The organism is Pseudomonas sp. SCT (assembly GCF_003864275.1).
GTDB classification, from domain to species: domain Bacteria; phylum Pseudomonadota; class Gammaproteobacteria; order Pseudomonadales; family Pseudomonadaceae; genus Stutzerimonas; species Stutzerimonas stutzeri_AE.
Window position 1 is genome coordinate 404,715 of sequence record NZ_BDJA01000002.1, and the last position, 16,821, is coordinate 421,535.

The following is a 16,821-nucleotide window of genomic DNA, read 5'->3' on the forward strand; positions in this document are numbered from 1 at the left end:
TCCCGCGTGACCCGCAAACGCCCCGCTGCGCACCTACGCCTCGTCCCTATTGTCTATGTTGGTGATACCCGCCCAGCCATCGCGGGGCGGCGGTGACCACAAGAATAAGGATGAGCACGATGCGTTTGCTTCAGATCAGCAGGTTGACCCTTGGCGTGGCGATCGTCGCCACGGGCCACATCGCCCACGGCGCGCTTCTGGAAGGCGGGGCGGTCGCCGCACCCGACGAGTACAGCGCCAAGGTGGCCGCCCAGGTGCTCAAGGCCGGCGGCAACGCGGTGGATGCCGCAGTGGCGACCGCCTTCACCTTGGCCGTCACCTACCCCGAGGCGGGCAATATCGGCGGTGGTGGCTTCATGACGCTGTATATCGAGGGCAAGCCGTACTTTCTGGACTACCGGGAGGTCGCGCCCAAGGCCGCCAGCAAGACCATGTACCTCGACGACAAGGGCGAGGTGATCGAGAACCTGAGCCTGGTTGGCGCCAAGGCGTCCGGCGTGCCTGGCACCGTGTTGGGCATGTGGGAGGCGCACCGGCGCTTCGGCAAGTTGCCCTGGAGCGAACTCATCACCCCGGCGGTCGGCTATGCCCGTGAGGGCTTCACGGTGGCTGACCAGCAGTTCCAGTACCGCGAGGACGCCATCGGGCTGTTCAACGGTACGACCAACTTCGAGGACTACTTCGGCGCCATGAAGGCGGGTTCCACCTTCCGCCAGCCGGAACTGGCCGAGACCCTGGAGCGCATCGCCGACAAGGGGCCTGACGACTTCTACAAAGGTAAGACCGCTGAGCTGCTGGTTGCGCAGATGCAGCGTGACGACGGGCTGATCAGCAAGGAGGACCTGGCCGACTACCGCGTCAAATGGCGTGAGCCGATGCGCGTCGACTGGCAGGGCAACAGCCTCTACACCGCGCCACTGCCCAGCTCCGGTGGCATCGCCCTGGCGCAGCTGATCGGCATGAAGCAGCAGCGCGCCGCCGACTTCAAGGGCGTCGAGCTGAACTCGGCACGCTACATCCACCTGCTGGCCGAGATCGAGAAGCGCGTCTTTGCCGACCGTGCCGACTACCTAGGCGACCCGGACTATTCCGACGTGCCGGTCGCGAAGCTGACATCGCCCGAGTACCTGAAGCAGCGTGCGGCCGAGATCAATCCAACGGCCATCTCGGAGACCGAGAAGGTGCGCCCGGGCCTCGAACCGCGGCAGACGACCCACTTCTCCATCGTCGATGCCGACGGTAATGCAGTCAGCAACACCTACACCCTCAATCTGGACTACGGCAGCGGTGTGGTGGTCAAGGGCGCCGGCTTCCTGCTCAACGACGAGATGGACGACTTCAGTGCCAAGCCGGGCGTCGCCAATGCTTTCGGCGTGGTCGGCAGCGACGCCAACGCCATCGAACCGGGCAAGCGCATGCTGTCCTCCATGAGCCCGAGCATCGTCACGCGCGACGGCAAGGTCAGCCTGGTGCTCGGTACGCCGGGCGGTTCGCGCATCTTCACCTCGATCTTCCAGGTGCTGAACAACGTCTACGACTTCGACATGCCGCTGGAAAAAGCCGTGGCGGCGCAACGCGTGCACCATCAGCTGCTGCCGAAGGACACCATCTACTACGACGCCCACGCGCCGTTGACCGGCAAGGTCGCCGACGAGCTGAAAGCCATGGGCTACACGCTGGAGGATCAGGGCTGGCTGATGGGTGATATCCAGGCGATACGCGTCGACGGCACCCGCTTGCAGACCGGGTCAGACCCGCGTGGGCGTGGCGTCGGGATGGTCATTAAACCCTGATGGGCGAGGGGGGAGAGCAAACGGAGGGAATCGCTGCGGTCTTGTGAAGCGTCATGCGCCGCAGCGGGCTGCGACGCATGAGGCTCAGCTTTCAACGCCGCACATGGGCTATGCGGCATCGAGCGGGACGCTTACTGCGGGCGGTAGATGGCGCACAGCTTGTTGCCGTCAGGGTCGCGCACGTAGCTGAGGTGCATCGCGCCGAGGCTGGATTCGCGCAGTCCTGGCGGCTCCTCGCAGGTGGTGCCGCCATGGGCGACGCCTACATCGTGAAAGGCCTTGACCTGCTCGGCCGAGTTGCACTTGAAACCAATCGTGCCGCCGTTGCCGACGGTTGCTTCCTCACCGTTGATGGGCTCGGTGACACCGAACAGGCTGCCATCGTGGCGGTAGAACAGGCGGGTGTGCCCGGACGGCGCCACATTGCGCAGCGGCTCGCCTGCACCGAGTACGCCGAGCACGGCATCGTAGAACCGCTTCGACCGTTCAATATCATTCGAACCGACCATTACATGGTTGAGCATGGGGGCCTCGCTAGGTGATTTGGAGTTGTGCGGCTATGGAGCGAGCACTCTAGCATTGGGAGGAAGAGGGGGCGGGCAATGGTGGGTTGGGTGGCGGGCCTGGATGTTCAACCAAAGATTAGCGGCCGCTTTCGGCAAAAGTGGACGCTCACTATCGAATATATCCGGGGCGATTCACACGAGCTTAGATGTGAGTGAGGTGCATGATTTCGATTGTGGTGGTATACGGATAGCGCTGAGCCACCATACGGACATGCATTTCGGTCTCGCTTACGGAGCAACGGTATGGGTGGAGCCACTCCAATCAGGTCGGACCGTAAAAATGATCGACGAATTCAAACAAGACTTAGCTAAGCTTTCAAGTGTACAAATACTTAGGAAATATATATTGGGAGCTGAGAGTCAGGTGCTGAGCGCAGTTCAGCACTACCAGCTAAGAGAACAAGTATGTGAGCATTTTCAAGTTGGCTACAATGAAATCATAATGGTGGGTTCAGGGAAGTTAGGCTTCAGCATTAAGCCGGCCAGAAGATTTAAATTGTTCAATGACAAATCAGACATAGATATTGCAGTTGTATCACCAAAGCTGTTCGAGAATGTTTGGAAAGAAGCCTATTTATTCAAAAAGGGTGGGGCGTATTGGCCTGACGCAGGAGAATTTTTCAGGTACCTATCGGAAGGTTGGATCAGGCCAGACAAACTCCCGCGGAATGAATATTTTCAGTTTACATCAACCTGGTGGGACTTTTTTAATGCTCTGACGAGAAGTGGTCAATATGGACCATACAAGATCCGGGCGGGATTATATCATTCAAGTTTTTTCTTTGAAGAATATCAAAAAATCTGCATCGAGCAGTGCAAGGAACTAGTCTAATGGATACTTCAGCATCTAATCGTCGGCTTCGTGTACTATTGACTGCGATTGGCAACGGTTCATTGTTGCCGCAACCAGAGTTCCAGCGACGATTAGTTTGGATAAATAAGGATAAAGTAGAGTTTATCAGAACTGTTATTGAAGGTTACCCCTTCCCCGAGATTTATATTGCGGCGGGAGATGTAGACACAAAAACAGGAGAAGGTGCTGAGATGTTGGTAGACGGACAACAGCGCATCACGACCCTATATCAATACTTCAAAGGGGCTGCGGATCTGCGCCTGCCAGCAAATTTTCCCGCTTACAACGACCTAAGCCAAGAGGAGCAAGTAAAATTTCTCGAATACAAGGTCGTTGTTCGAGATTTAGGCAACATGTCGATCGAGCAAATTAAACAAGTATTCCAGCGCATTAACTCCACCAGCTACGGTTTAAATGCAATGGAGATTCATAACGCTAGATATGGCGGTGAATTCAAGAAATTCTCCGAGTATATTGCACAGCATGAATTTTTTGACGAGCATCGAATCTTTACGTCGACTGATGTAAAGCGCATGAACGATACAATGTACTGTGCAAGTCTTGTGGCGACAGTAATGAGCACATATTTTAATCGAGATAGCGAAGTTGAAACTTACCTTGAAATGTTCAATGAGTCACTGCCGCGAAAAGATGAAATATTTTCGAATTTTGAAGTCGTCTTTTCATTCGTTGAGCGGCTAAACTTCCCACCAAAATCTCGTATATACAAAAAAACAGACTTTTTCACGTTGTTTGTCGAGCTTTATAAGCTTTTAATAGAATGCAAGGTCGTCCTACCTATTCCCCAAGTACGACAAGAGCTAGATAACTTCTTTTCTGTTGTGGATCTCGTAGGGGCAGGAGTTTCTACCAGCGACGTGGATGCAGAGCGCTATTACAAAGCTGCGTTACAAGCCAGCAATGACAGAGGCAATCGTATAGTTCGAGGTGAGGTGGTCAATAAGCTTCTTCGAAAGGCTATTTGAGCCGTGGGCATGGGGCGTTTCACCGCCCTATATGTGAATCGCTCCTTAGTTTCGTATGCATCTTCGAGCGGCCGCTTCTGGCCGATAGCAGCCAGTCACCACCCTAACCCAACCCCGGCAACCCCCTTTCCAACCTCAGACAAGCCCACTCCACAAATGCCCGCACCCTTGGCGATAGCTGCAAGGCGTGCGGGTAGACGAGTTGGATCGGCAGGCCCTTTGGTTCGTAATCCCTGAGCACCCTTACCAGACGACCATCAGCCAGTTCATCGGCGACCTGATAGTGCATCAGCCGCGTGATGCCTAGTCCTTTCACGCAGGCCAGGCTGGCGGTGCGGATCTGGTTGCAGGTCAGGCGTGGGGTGATTTCTTCAGCCTGCTCTTTGTCGCCGTGGCGGTAGTACCAGTGGCGGCCCTGAGCGGCGAAAAGGATGCAGGCGTGGTCCTCCAGTGCTGCGGGGGTGTCGATGGTGGGAGCGGTGCTCAGGTAGTCGGGGCTGGCGCAGGTGACCAGCCGGGTGCTGCCGATCTGTCGGGCGACCATTGCCGAGTCGGGGAGGTGGCCGATGCGCAGGGCGAGGTCGAGGCGTTCATCGAGCAGCGGGACGATCTGGTCGCTCAGGTTCAGCTCCACCCGGATCTCGGCATGTCCCTTGAGAAATTCGTTCACCAACGGCGCGACGTAACGCTGGCCGAATTCCACTGGCGCGGTGATGCGCAGCAGACCGCGGACGGCGCCGTCGCTGGCCTCCAGGCGCTGCTCCATGTCGGCGAAGTCCGCCAGCATGCGCCGGCTCCAGGCCAGGTATTCCGCGCCTTCGTCGGTCAGCGCCATGCGCCGAGTGCTGCGGTTCAGCAGGCGCACGCCGAGGTGGCGTTCCAGCGCGGCCAGTGAGCGCACCACCGACGCCACGGACTGCCCGGTGGCATCGGCGGCCGAGCTCAGGCTGCCGTTGTCGACGATGCGAACGAAGTTGGCCATTGCCTTGAGCTTGTCCATTGCCACCCCGGGATTTGTGCGATTGCTGCATAGATGTTGTCAGGCCCGCGGCATAGGTGAAACCCGCAGGGCGGCTGACACTTCAGGGACTGAGGTCTTTTGGAGTTTCGCACATGAATCAATCAGCCAGCCCCGCCCGCATTCTCGCCTACGATCACATCGGTATTCGTGTCAGCGACAGGCCGCGGGCGATGGCCTTCTACCAGGCGCTGGGCTTCGTCGAGAGCGCCAGCTTCCCGCTGTTCGAGGCGAACGAGATGCTCAGCTCGGACGGCGTGCGCATCAACTTGATCTTCAACGGTGCGCGTGCAGCTGATGCGCACAACGTGCTGCTGGATGCGCCGGTCAAGCGGCCCGGCATGACCCATCCGGCCTTTATCGTCGATGACCTCGGGACGCTCCAACATTGGCTCGAGGCGCAGGGCATCGTCATCACCGAGGGACCGCATCCCATCGGCCCGCGACGGATCGCGCTGTTTATCCGCGACCCGGACGGCAACGTTCTCGAATTCAATCAGCTCATCAGAGGAGGTGCGCAATGAAACTGTACGACCTGGGTCCATCCGGCAACTGCTACAAGGTGCGGCTGTTCGCTGCGCTGGCAAATATCGACCTTGAACTGGTAGCCGTGGATTTCGCCAATGGCGCGCACAAGAAGCCGCCGCTGTCCGAGCTGAACCCGCTGGGGCAGTTGCCGATTCTGGACGATGGCGGGCATATCGTCCGCGACTCGCAGGCCATTCTGGTTTACCTCGCAGGGACCTACGGCGGCCTGGCGTGGTGGCCGGACAATCCGCGCGGGCAGGCGGAGATCGTGCAGTGGCTGTCCTTCACTGCGAACGAGATCCAGCAGAGCCTGAATGCGGCGCGGCTGGTGCAGAAGTTCGGCTACCCGCTGGACAAGGCCGCGGCGCTGGCGAAGGCACCGGCGGTGCTCAAGCTGCTGGACGATCATCTGCAGCGCCACGACTGGCTGGCGATCGACCGGCCGACCATCGCCGATTGCGCGGTCTACCCCTACGTGGTGCTGGCGCCAGAGGGCGATGTGGATCTCACCCCGTACCGCCACGTCGCCCGCTGGATGGAGCGGCTGGAAGCGTTGCCGGGTTATCTGCCCAAGCCCTGAATCCGCAGGCGCTCGCTGCCGACAGGCGACCCGGTAAGCCGGGCCGCCCCTTGTTGCGTTGTCAGAAGCTGACCACCGTCTTCAGCCCTACGACCACCACGTCCTCCGCCTCGTCGAAGCCGCCGGGCCGGTGGAAGTACTGGACGTTCGGCGTCAGCGAGATGGCCGGCGTCAGGGCGACGCGGTAGTAGAGTTCGGCGGGGTATTCCACGTCCGGCACCGGCTCGCCCTGTTCGCGCAGGTGCTTGCGGGCGTCGTCGTTGATTTCCAGGCGACCGATGCCCAGGCCGAGCTCGTCATTCGGGCGCGAGGCGAAGGGGGCGGAGAGGATGCCGCCAACCTGCCAGATGCGCTCGATATAGGTCACGTCCGGGTCGGACTGGATGAAATTGGCGAACAGCTTCAAGCGTCGCTCGGCCACCGCGCTGCTCTGCCAGAGCTGTTGTTCGGCCATCAGGTAGCCGCCAGTGGCCTTGTCGTGTTCGGCGGCTGGCGCCCCGGAAAGCGCCATCGGCCGGCCGGCAGCGTCACGGTAGATGTCCTCGAAGTCGCCGGTATTGCGCCAGAGGCCCAGACGGTAGGCGCCGGGCTGGCCAGCGAAGGTCGGCGTCCAGCCCAGTTCGGCGACCGCGTGGTAGCCGGTGGTCCCTGACGGACTGCCGAAATTCAGGCCCTGCTCGCGCTCGGTGAAACGCGGATTGACCTGATAAAGCGCGGTCTGCAGCGACCATTCTTGATCCAGCTGGTAACGCGCGGTGGCGCCCCACTGGCTAATCGGCCAGGTGTACCAGTTGGGCGTGATGTAGCCGGGCACGGTGCCGCAGAAGCCGAGATTCTGGAACGGGCAGGCGAAGGGGTAGATCTCGCCGCTCATGGGCAGGCGGCCGAGCTTGACCAGCAGGCGGTCGTCCAGCAGTGCTTGCTGGTAGTAGAACTGCACCAGTCGGGTGACGCTGCCGTAGCCGTGAATTTCCTGGGGTTGCAGCAGGACGCCGAGATCGGCCTCGGCGTTGAGGTTCTCGCCGTTGCGGTTGACCACGCTGAAGCGGAAACCGGCGCCGGACCACCCGAGCAGTTTCTCCAGGTCCAGCGCGGCATCGAACATCAGCTGATCGGAGTAGGTGCCGGTGTGGTCATCGCCGCCCTGGGTATTCCAGGCCAGTTCGTTGACGTAGGTGATCTGCAGGTCGACGCCGGCCTCATGCAGGCGGGTGCGGCTGCCGTTCCAGTCGCCGAAGAGGAACTGATCGGGTGAATACTCGGCCGCGTGGGCAGAAGTGAACAGGCAGGCGGCGAGAACGCCGCTGCCGAAGCGCAGGCTTGTTGTCATTGTTCTGATCCTTCGGATGTAACGGTGCGGGTGCAGCGAATATCGTTAGTTGGAAGGCCAGTTACATGAACGATATTCGCGTGCGTTTCTGCTCATTGGTAACGCCTGGCTACATCTCTCGTAGGCGTTACCGGTTCAACGGTGTGGTTGGCGATTGAACGTGGCCGGCTTAATGTCCGCCGCCAGACTTCGCACCATCGCGCGCTTGCCGACGAACAAAATGGCGAATGCTTTCCAGCTCTGCATCTGTCAAATCTGGAAACTTGGGCATGCCGTTGGCAAGTAACGCGCCACCGCGCACAACACTCTCAAACGCTTTCTCACTGCCTTTGAGCAATATCGGCGACTCCCGCAGATCGGGTGCTTTCATACCCGCAACAGCTCCGGCGCCATGACAGCCAACACAGAGGTTTTCCGCAAAGACACCCGCGCCGGCCTCTGCCTTTTTGGCGTCGACCTCGAACTTCTCATCAATAATTGGCTTGGCAAGTTGCGGTGCAGGCTGTTCTGGAACAACCGCTTTTCCATCTAGCGAGAACGTCATGATGCGGCGTTCGTGCACACCATATTTCCAGCCGTGACTTTCAAATCCCAGTTCCCCGGAGCCGCCGAAGTTGGAGGCCAATGCACCACCAGGACCCACCAGCAGGGAAACCATCTGCTTGCCATCCAGCTTGTAGGTAATCGGTGGCGCAGAGATGCCGAGGCCCACGTCATAGGACCAAAGCTCGTCACCAGTGCGGGCATCGTAGGCTTTCAACATGCCATCAGGCTGGCCCTGAAAAACCAGGTTGCCGGCCGTGGTCAAGGTTCCGCCACCCCATGGGCTCTTCTGGTTTACTTGCCACACGCGCTTGTTCCTGACCGGATCCCAGGCCTGCAGGGAACCGCGTGACTCATGTGGGTCCTTGGTCAGTTCCCAACCGGTCAGCCCCAGGTAAAGTTTGTGGCTTGCCATCTTGTGGCCAGGCTTGGTTTTCTTGCCGTCGTCCTTGAAGGTGTTGCCTAAATGGTTGGTGGGGATAAAGGCAAGATTCAACTCGGGGTTATAGGACATTGCATGCCACGAGTGAGCGCCGAATGCCGACGGATAGATATTCTTCTCGCCATCGGGATACCGGGCATCGTCCGCAACAATATGGCGCTGCTCTTTCAGGTCGTACTTGGTTGACCAGTTGGCGTCTGCGAATTTTTCAGCAGACAGTACCTTGCCGTTCGAGCGGTCGATCGTATAGAAGAAGCCGTTCTTCGGCGCATGCAATACCGCATCAACATCCTTGCCATCGATTTTCAGATCGGCCAGCACGATGTCCATGTTCGAGTTGTAGTCCCAAGTGTCGCCTGGTGCAGTCTGGACATGCCATTTGTATTCGCCCGTATCCGCATCTACAGCCACGACCGAACACAGAAACAGGTTGTCGCCGCCGTCCGGGCTACGCACCTTGATATTCCATGGCCCACCGTTACCGGTACCGAAGATGAGCTGGTTGTATTTCTCGTCGTAAGTCCAGCCATGCCAGGCATTGCCGCCGCCGCCGTTTTCCCACCAGCGGCCAGTCCAGGTCTTGGCCGCCATTTCCTGAGCGGCATCCTCGAAGCCATCGGCAGGGTTGCCAGGGACGATATAAAAGCGCCAGACCTGTTTGCCTGTCTCAGTATCGTAAGCGGTTACATAACCGCGCATCGGACCAAGTTCCGTACCGCCATTACCTACGAATACTTTCCCGTCGAAGGCCTTGGGATGGCCGGTAATGTTCAACGGCTGGTCGTGATCGAATGTTCGGGTCTGCCAGACTTCCTTGCCGTCTTTTCGGGTAATCGCAATCAGGCGGCCGTCCCAGGTCGTGATGAATAGCTTGTCGCCATAGGTTGAAAGGCCGCGGTTATGCTTCCAGAAGACCTTCTTCATGTTGTTGTCGACGATCTCTTTGGAAACTTGTGGATCGTATTCCCAAAGCATCTTGCCCGTGCGAGCATCGAACGCACGTGTTCTGTTCATTTCACCAACGTAATACATGACGCCATCGACAACCAAAGGTGTTCCGACGATATCGGAGCGATCCGGCAGCGGCGCGTACCATTCAGGCTTGAGCCCGCTGACGTTCTCTACGTTGATGTCTTTGAGAGGGCTGAATCGCTGTTCGGAGTGTGTTCGTCCGTAAGCCAGCCAATCAGTAGTATTCGACTCGTCAGACAATTCCTTGTCCGTAATGACTCTGTCTGATGCGTGCAGTGGCGTGATCGCAAGAAGCGAGGCCGCCATGATCATTTGAACCCTTAGGTTTGACTGTTTGAAGTTCATTTTTATTATTTCCTTGTTTAGGGTTTTTTCTCGCTTCAGGCACGCCTCAAACGAGCATCCGCTGTTAAAACTTTTCTGATATTTGTTTTATTGGCAAAGCGGCTTCCACTGCTGCGCGCTGTAATGGCGAGCAACATGGGTGTGCATATGTCACTGTTTTTTGGATTAGTTATTTAAACGTCTATAACTAGAAATCCGGTTTTGTTGCGTTTGGGTTGCGTGCGCTAATGACGGTAGCGTCGCTGCGGTAACGCTCCGCAAAGAGTCGCAGTACGTCGTCCTAACAGGGTGCTGCTGCCTTGGGGCGGGGAAGGGGTGGGATACCTCATGGTGTTTCCTCCGATGCATGGCGGGCCGAATGGCCTGCCGTGTTGTTGTTATTCAAAGCAAGGGGGAGTGCCGTCCGGCGGCGAGGCCTTCGGGCGGATAAGTGCTGGCGCGGGCGCCGAGTTCCAGGCCCTGCCAGGCGAGGACGCGCTGATAGCATTCGGGCAGGGATGTGGCGGTGGCCCAGGCATCGGCCAGCCGCTCGGCGAGCGCCAGATGGCTTTCGGCCTGGCAGCGCAGGTCGCTGGCGCAGGCGTGATAGAAGCGGTTCACCACGTCGGCCATCGGCTCGCGCCAGTCCTCGATCAGCAGCGCGGCATGCGCCAGCACCACCGGGCGACCGTCACGGCTGCGCCGCCAGCGCTGGGCGGTGCCGGCCAGCTTGCGGCCCTCCAGGGTGAGGTTGAAGCGGCCGTCGCAAAATGCACCCGGCACCGCGCCTACACCGGCCTTGAGGCCGTTCTCCGCCAGCCACAGCGCCAGGGGTTCGAGCAGCCGTTCATAGGCGATGTCGATGCGCTTGCCGACCTCGTCGCCGCTAGGCAGCGCGCAGGCCAGGGCGATATTGAGCACGGCAGAGGATTGCGGCACCGGCTCGCCGCCAGTGTCGCGCAGCAGGATCGGCCAGCCCTGCGCCGCGCAGCGTTGGCTGGCCAGGGCGAAACCGGGCCGGCGCTCGAAGCTGCCGGGCATCACCAGCGCCTGACCGGTGGGGCGCCAGAGCAGCAGCTGGCAGTCGAACAGGCCGTCGCAGACGCGCTGCAACAAGGCCCGCTCGGCATTCAGGCCGGCGCCCACGCTGAACCGGGCGATTCCGTTCATGCCGCGTACTCCTCGATACGCCGGCACAGATCATCGAGAAACTCCGCCGCGGGCGAGCCGTTGACGGCGCGATGGTCGAAGGTCAGCGACAGGCCCATCCACTCGACTTCCACCAGTTCGCCGCTGGACCCGAGTTCCAGCCGCCGCTGAAGGCCGCCGACACCCAGGATCGCCACCTGCGGCGGGTTGAGGATCGGCGTGAAGTGGTGCACCCGCGACAGCCCCAGATTGGACACGGTAAAGGTGGCGCCGGTCAGTTCCTTGACCGACAGCTTGCCGGCCAGGGCCTTGTCCACCAGCGCCTTGCGCGCCTGGCACAGGCTTTCGCCGTCCAGCTGCTCGGCGTCGAACAGCGCCGGGGCGACCAGCAGATCGCCCGGAAGCGGAATGGCGAGACCCAGGTGCACCGCCGCGTGCTGGTGGATCACCTCGTCCTCGAGCGTGGCATTGAGCCCGGGATGGGCCTTGAGCGTCTCGATCACCTTGAGCAGCAACAGGTCCTGCACGGACACCGCGCTGCCCTCGGCCTTCAGTTCGGCGCGACGGGTTTTCAGCGCATCCAGCCGGCATTCGCTGTGGTGAGTCAGCTGCGCGGTGGTCTGCAGGCTTTCGTGCATCTTCGCCGCGATCATCTTGCGCATACCCTTGAGCGGCACCCGTTCGGGCGCGCGCTCGGGCAGGATCTCCAGTCGAGTCATGGCTATTCCACCTGGCCGATGACCGCACCCTTGGCGATCACCGCGTCTTCTTCCTCGATGATCTTCAGCACGCCGGCAGCCGGCGCTTCAATCTCGAACTGGGCCTTTTCCGACATGACCTCGGCGACCAGGTCACCGGCGGCCACTTCGGCGCCGTCGCTGACCAGCCAGGAGGTGATCACCGCTTCGGCGTCGCCTTCCCAGAGGTCGTCTGCAATCACGATGGGGGTACTCATAAACGTCATTCCTTATGCATGGCGTGGTAGGCGGCCACGATCTTGTCGGCGTTGGGCAGGGCCCATTGCTCCATGACCGGGGTGAAGGGGATGGGGATGTCGGGGAAGGCCACCCGCTGCGGGCGCGCCTTGAGCATGCCGATGTCGTGCTCGACGACGCTGGCGATGATTTCGCCGCTGACGCCGAAGCTGTGATAGTCCTCGTCGATGACAATCAGCCGGCCGGTTTTGCGTACCGAAGAGATGACGTGCTCGCGGTCCAGCGGCACCAGGCTGCGCAGGTCGATGACCTCGGCGCTGACGCCGTCCTTCTCCAGCTGCGCGGCGGCGCGCAGGGCGTGGTGCACGCCGGCGCCGAGGCTGACCAGGCTGACGTCGCGACCCTCGCGTACGGTCTTGGCCTTGCCGATCTCGACGATGTAGGGCTCTTCCGGCACCGGCACCGTGGCGCCTTTCTCGGTGCCCAGCCAGCCCATGCCCTGCAGCGACTTGTGGAAGAGGTAGACCACCGGGTTTTCGTCGCGGATCGCCGCGGTCATCAGACCCTTGGCGTCGTAGGCGTTGCTCGGCACCACCACCTTCATGCCCGGCAGGTGGGCGAAGGTGCCGTAGAGGCATTGCGAGTGCTGGGCGGCGTCCGAGTAGCCGGCGCCGGTGGAGGCCATCAGCACCATCGGCACCGGCACCTTGCCGCCGGAGAAGTAGGTGTTCTTGGCCATCAGGTTGTAGATGGCGTCCATGCAGACACCGAAAAAGTCGACGAACATCAGCTCGACGATCGGCCGCATGCCGTCCGAGGCGGCGCCCACCGCAGCGCCGATAAAGGCGGTCTCGGAAATCGGCGTGTCGCGGATGCGCGTCTTGCCGAACTCGTCATACAGCCCGCGGGTGTTGCCGAATACGCCGCCGAGCTGGCCGATGTCCTCGCCCATCACGAACACCTTCGGGTCCAGGCGCATCTCCTGCGCCACGGCTTCGGCCATGGCGCGGGCGACGGTGAGCTTTCTTTCTTTTACTGCTGTGGTCATGGGGTTCTCCTGCTCAGCCGGCCAGCGCGCCGGGACTGACGATGATCTTGACGTTGCGGTCCTTGTGGTTGGCCAGCTCCTCGAAGCCCTGTTCGAGGATGTTGTCCAGGCCGATGCGGCCGGTGATCAGCGGGGTGACGTCGATGCGCCCGTCGTCGATCAGGGCGATGACATCGGCGAATTCGCCGGCATAGGCGAGCGAGCCGATCACCTGTTTTTCAGTGGCGACGATCTCGAAGAAGTTGAATTCCGAGGGTTCCTCGAAGATGCCGACCATCACGCAACGCCCGGCCTTGCGGATCACGTCGATGGCGAGCTTGGCGGTGGCCTTGTGGCCGATGCACTCGAAGGAGACGCCGGCACCGTAGCCGCCGGTGAGCGCCTTGATTTCGGCGATGGCGTCGCACTCGCTAGGGTCGATGACCCGGTTGGCACCGACTTCCAGCGCCTTGGCCTTGCGTGCGGCGGACATCTCCAGGGCGATCACCTGGCCGGCGCCCGCAGCCTTGGCGCACATGATGGTGCACAGGCCGATGGTGCCGGCGCCGACCACCACCACCGTTTCGCCGAGCAGGCTGCCGGCCTTCTTCACCGCGTGCATGCCGACGGCCAGCGGCTCGATCAGCGCACCGGCCTCCAGCGGAAAGCCTTCGGGCAGGCGGTAGAGCAGTTCGGCCGGCACGTTGACGAATTCGGCGAAGGCGCCGTTGTTCATCAAGCCGGTGAAGGCCAGCTGTTCGCAGAGATTGTACTGGCCGGTCTTGCAGAAGCGGCACTGACCGCAATGCTGGCAGGCATCGGCGGCGACCTTGTCGCCCGGTGCGTAGCCTTCGACACCTTCACCGGTGGCGACGATCTCGCCGCAGAACTCGTGGCCGAGGATGCACTGGCCCTTGATGCCGGTGAGCGGGTGCGGCGCATCCACCGGAATGAACACCGGGCCGGCGAGGTATTCGTGCAGGTCGGAACCGCAGATGCCGCACCAGTGCACGCGAATCTGTACCCAGCCCGGTTGCGGCGCGCCGGGCAGTGGCACCTGTTCCAGGCGGATGTCCTTGCGACCGTGCCAGACGGCGGCGGTCATGGTGGCTTGGCTGTTCATCGGGCGTTCCTCTTGTTGTTTTCGGATGGGCTCACACGAAGACCTGTTCCAGCGCTTCTTCCGGCCGCGGGTACGGGCTTTCGCGGGCGAACTGCACGGCTTCATCGATGCGCCCGCGGGCACGCGCCGCGATGTCCTCGGCCTGGGCCTCCGTCATCACGCCTTCGTCGATCAGGCGCTGGCGGTAGCCGGGAATCGGGTCCTTTTTCATCAGGCCGTCCTTCTCGCCCTCGGGGCGGTAGGTTTCGCCATCGCCCATGAAGTGGCCGGCCAGCCGGTAGGTCTCGATCTCGATCAGGGTCGGGCCGCCCCCGGCGCGGGCGCGCTCGATGGCTTCCCCGGCGGCGCGGAACACGCCGTCCGGGTCGTTGTTCTCGACGAACACACCGGGCATGCCGTAGGCCGCGGCGCGTACGTGGTGCTGCGCGATGCAGGTGGCGCTGGCCTTGGCCACCGAGATGCCCCAGGCGTTGTCCTCGATGACGAACACCACCGGCAGCTGCCACAGCGCCGCGAGGTTCAGCGTTTCGTGGAAGGCGCCCTGGTTGGCCGCGCCCTCGCCGATAAAGGACACGGCCACACCGGGCTTGCCCTGCATCTGCCGCGACAGCGCCGCACCCACGGCCGGGCCCATGCCCTCGGCGATGATCCCCGAGCAGGAGAAATTCACCCGGCCATCGAACAGGTGCATGTGGCCGCCGCGGCCGCCGGACAGGCCGGTGGCCTTGCCGAAGATCTCGGCCATCATTTCGTTGAGGTCGACGCCCTTGGCCACGGCGATGTGGTGCGGGCGGTGGGTGGCGGTGACGATGTCTGCGGCCTCGAGGTGCGCACAGACGCCTACCGCGCAGGGTTCCTGGCCGTTGGAAAGGTGCATCTCGCCGGGAATCGGCCCCTTGGCCATGTTGAACACCGGCGTCTTGCCTTCCATGTAGATGCGCTCGATGGATTCCTCCATGTAGCGGCTGGTCAGCATCTGCTCGTACATCCACAGGCGCTGCGAGTTGTTGGGCTGGGTCATGGGTGGACTCCCTTGAGGTAATGGTCAGATCGCGCGTTCGTTGAGCAGACGGCCGATCTGCTCGGCCTGGCGCAGGGCCAGCGCGACGATGGTGAGGGTGGGGTTCTGGCCGCCGCTGGTGGTGAACTGGCTGCCATCGGAGACGAACAGGTTGGGGATGTCATGGCTCTGGCCCCACTTGTTCACCACGCCGTCACGGGCCTTCGCGCTCATGCGGTTGGTGCCCATGTTGTGGCTGGCGGGGTAGGGCGGCAGCTCGATGATGTCGGTGGCACCGGCGGCCTCGTAGCACCTGGCGGTGGCGGCAACGCCGTGCTTGCGCATGGCGGCATCCATCGGGTGGTCGCTCTTGGTCACCACCGGAATCGGCAGGCCGTACTGATCCTTCTCGCTGTCATGCAGGGTGATGCGGTTGTTCTCCAGCGGCAGGTCTTCGCCGCACAGCCAGACGCCGGACATGTGGTTGTACTTTTCCATCCGCGAGGTGAACTGCTTGCCCCAGCCCTTGGGTGTCGGGTCGAGGAACGCGGAGAGGAAGGGCAGGCCGAGGGCGAGGATTTCCAGCCGGTAGCCACCGACGAAGCCGCGCGACGGATCGTTGTAGGACTCGTCGGAGATCACCCCGGCGCAGGTGGTGCCGCGGTGCATGTTCACCGGCTTGGGCATCACCGCGAAGATGCCGGCGGTGGTGTGGGTCATGTAGTTGCGCCCGACCTGGCCGGAGGAGTTGGCCAGCCCGTCGGGGAACATTGCCGAGGCGGAGTTGAGCAACAGCCGCGGCGACTCGATGGAATTGCCCGCCACGCAGACCACCCGGGCCTTCTGCCGCTGGATGGCGCCGCTGGCATCGGCGTAGACCACGGCATTGGCGCGGCCCTTGGCGTCATGCTCGATGCGCAGGACCATCGACTGCGGGCGTACTTCGCAGTAGCCGCTGGCTTCGGCGCGGGGGATGTCGGTGTAGAGCGTCGACCACTTCGCCCCCATCTTGCAGCCCTGCATGCAGAAGCCGAGCTGCTGGCAGGCGGCGCGCTCGTCGTAGGGCTCGGTGTTGATCGCCATCGGCCCGGAGAGGATCTCCTTGTAGCCGACCCGCTTGGCGCCGGTGGCCAGCACCTTGAAGGAGTTGTGCCACGGGTGATAGGCCATGCCGGTGCTCGGCCCGGTCACGCCCATGTGCTTTTCGGCTTTTTCGTACCAGGGCGCCATTTCCTCCAGCGTCACCGGCCAGTCGAGCAGGTTCGCGCCGGCGATGTCGCCGTTGATGCTCTGCATCCTGAATTCGAAGTCACGAAAGCGCAGGGCGATGCCGGCCCAGTGCACCGTGCTGCCGCCAACGCCCTTGACGATCCAGGCGGGCAGGGTCGGATTGTTTTCGGTCAGGTGCCAGCCACCGGCGGCCTGGCGTTTGTCGAGCCAGGAGATCTTCTTGAACATCGCCCACTCGTCGTTCTCGATGTCCTCCAGCGAGTGGCGCTTGCCGGCTTCCAGCACCACGCTGCGAATCTTCTGCTTGGCCAGCGCGTTGGCGAGCGTCCCGCCGCCGGCACCGGAGCCGATGATCACCACGACGCCATCGTCATCCTGGGCAAAAGTTGCCATGGGGTATTCCTCATCTTGTTCTTGTTGTT

16 protein-coding genes are annotated in these 16,821 nt (G+C 61.5%); 5 read left to right on the forward strand and 11 right to left on the reverse strand.

What is annotated here, in order from left to right:
* The first annotated feature begins 119 nt into the window (after window positions 1-119).
* A complete protein-coding gene (gene ggt / locus BHD08_RS06400; protein ID WP_125021203.1) occupies window positions 120-1,793 on the forward strand; it encodes a gamma-glutamyltransferase in 1,674 nt (557 codons plus the stop codon).
* Window positions 1,794-1,924: 131 nt separating this feature from the next.
* Here the strand turns inward: ggt and BHD08_RS06405 are convergent, their stop codons facing one another.
* A complete protein-coding gene (locus BHD08_RS06405) occupies window positions 1,925-2,317 on the reverse strand; it encodes a VOC family protein (protein ID WP_106158052.1) in 393 nt (130 codons plus the stop codon).
* Between BHD08_RS06405 and BHD08_RS23155 the strand changes: the two genes are divergently transcribed.
* Entirely contained in the window at window positions 2,316-3,191 is an 876-nt protein-coding gene (locus tag BHD08_RS23155) for a hypothetical protein (protein ID WP_256678599.1), read from the forward strand. The genes BHD08_RS06405 and BHD08_RS23155 overlap by 2 nt on opposite strands.
* Window positions 3,191-4,198: a DUF262 domain-containing protein gene (locus tag BHD08_RS06415; protein ID WP_125021204.1), complete on the forward strand. Its 1,008-nt coding sequence runs from the start codon at window positions 3,191-3,193 to the stop codon at window positions 4,196-4,198. The genes BHD08_RS23155 and BHD08_RS06415 overlap by 1 nt, the downstream gene beginning before the upstream one ends.
* 103 nt (window positions 4,199-4,301) lie before the next feature.
* Here the strand turns inward: BHD08_RS06415 and BHD08_RS06420 are convergent, their stop codons facing one another.
* A complete protein-coding gene (locus tag BHD08_RS06420) occupies window positions 4,302-5,198 on the reverse strand; it encodes a LysR family transcriptional regulator (RefSeq protein WP_125021205.1) in 897 nt (298 codons plus the stop codon).
* Between the two features lie 113 nt (window positions 5,199-5,311).
* On the opposite strand from BHD08_RS06420, the gene BHD08_RS06425 reads away from it, so the two are divergent.
* On the forward strand, window positions 5,312-5,740 hold the full coding sequence (locus tag BHD08_RS06425; RefSeq protein ID WP_125021206.1) for a VOC family protein: 429 nt from the start codon (window positions 5,312-5,314) through the stop codon (window positions 5,738-5,740).
* Window positions 5,737-6,324 carry a glutathione S-transferase family protein gene (locus BHD08_RS06430; protein ID WP_125021207.1) on the forward strand — a complete coding sequence of 196 codons (588 nt, stop codon included), beginning with the start codon at window positions 5,737-5,739 and terminating at the stop codon, window positions 6,322-6,324. Before BHD08_RS06425 ends, BHD08_RS06430 begins: the two co-directional genes overlap by 4 nt.
* A gap of 61 nt (window positions 6,325-6,385) precedes the next feature.
* On the opposite strand, the gene BHD08_RS06435 is transcribed toward BHD08_RS06430, so the two are convergent.
* From BHD08_RS06435 to BHD08_RS06475, 9 genes are all read right to left on the reverse strand, one after another.
* Window positions 6,386-7,654, reverse strand: coding sequence for a carbohydrate porin (locus BHD08_RS06435; RefSeq protein ID WP_125021208.1), 1,269 nt, complete (start codon window positions 7,652-7,654; stop codon window positions 6,386-6,388).
* 169 nt (window positions 7,655-7,823) lie between these two features.
* Window positions 7,824-9,956, reverse strand: a complete 2,133-nt coding sequence (locus BHD08_RS06440; RefSeq protein ID WP_125021209.1) for a PQQ-dependent dehydrogenase, methanol/ethanol family — start codon at window positions 9,954-9,956, stop codon at window positions 7,824-7,826.
* 381 nt (window positions 9,957-10,337) lie between these two features.
* Entirely contained in the window at window positions 10,338-11,105 is a 768-nt protein-coding gene (locus tag BHD08_RS06445) for a lipoate--protein ligase A (protein ID WP_015276288.1), read from the reverse strand.
* Window positions 11,102-11,803, reverse strand: coding sequence for a 2-oxo acid dehydrogenase subunit E2 (locus BHD08_RS06450; RefSeq protein WP_125021210.1), 702 nt, complete (start codon window positions 11,801-11,803; stop codon window positions 11,102-11,104). The genes BHD08_RS06445 and BHD08_RS06450 overlap by 4 nt, the downstream gene beginning before the upstream one ends.
* A gap of 2 nt (window positions 11,804-11,805) precedes the next feature.
* The gene (locus tag BHD08_RS06455) at window positions 11,806-12,039 is read right to left on the reverse strand and encodes a lipoyl domain-containing protein (protein WP_023444395.1); all 234 of its coding nucleotides are present in this window, start codon (window positions 12,037-12,039) and stop codon (window positions 11,806-11,808) included.
* Window positions 12,040-12,044: 5 nt separating this feature from the next.
* Window positions 12,045-13,067 (reverse strand): alpha-ketoacid dehydrogenase subunit beta, encoded by a 1,023-nt coding sequence (locus tag BHD08_RS06460; protein ID WP_125021211.1) that lies wholly within the window; start codon window positions 13,065-13,067, stop codon window positions 12,045-12,047.
* Between the two features lie 13 nt (window positions 13,068-13,080).
* A complete protein-coding gene (locus BHD08_RS06465) occupies window positions 13,081-14,151 on the reverse strand; it encodes a 2,3-butanediol dehydrogenase (RefSeq protein WP_125021493.1) in 1,071 nt (356 codons plus the stop codon).
* A 49-nt stretch (window positions 14,152-14,200) separates the two neighbouring features.
* On the reverse strand, window positions 14,201-15,190 hold the full coding sequence (locus BHD08_RS06470; protein ID WP_125021212.1) for a thiamine pyrophosphate-dependent dehydrogenase E1 component subunit alpha: 990 nt from the start codon (window positions 15,188-15,190) through the stop codon (window positions 14,201-14,203).
* 24 nt (window positions 15,191-15,214) lie between these two features.
* Entirely contained in the window at window positions 15,215-16,792 is a 1,578-nt protein-coding gene (locus BHD08_RS06475; RefSeq protein ID WP_125021213.1) for a GMC family oxidoreductase, read from the reverse strand.
* Between the last annotated feature and the right edge of the window lie 29 nt (window positions 16,793-16,821).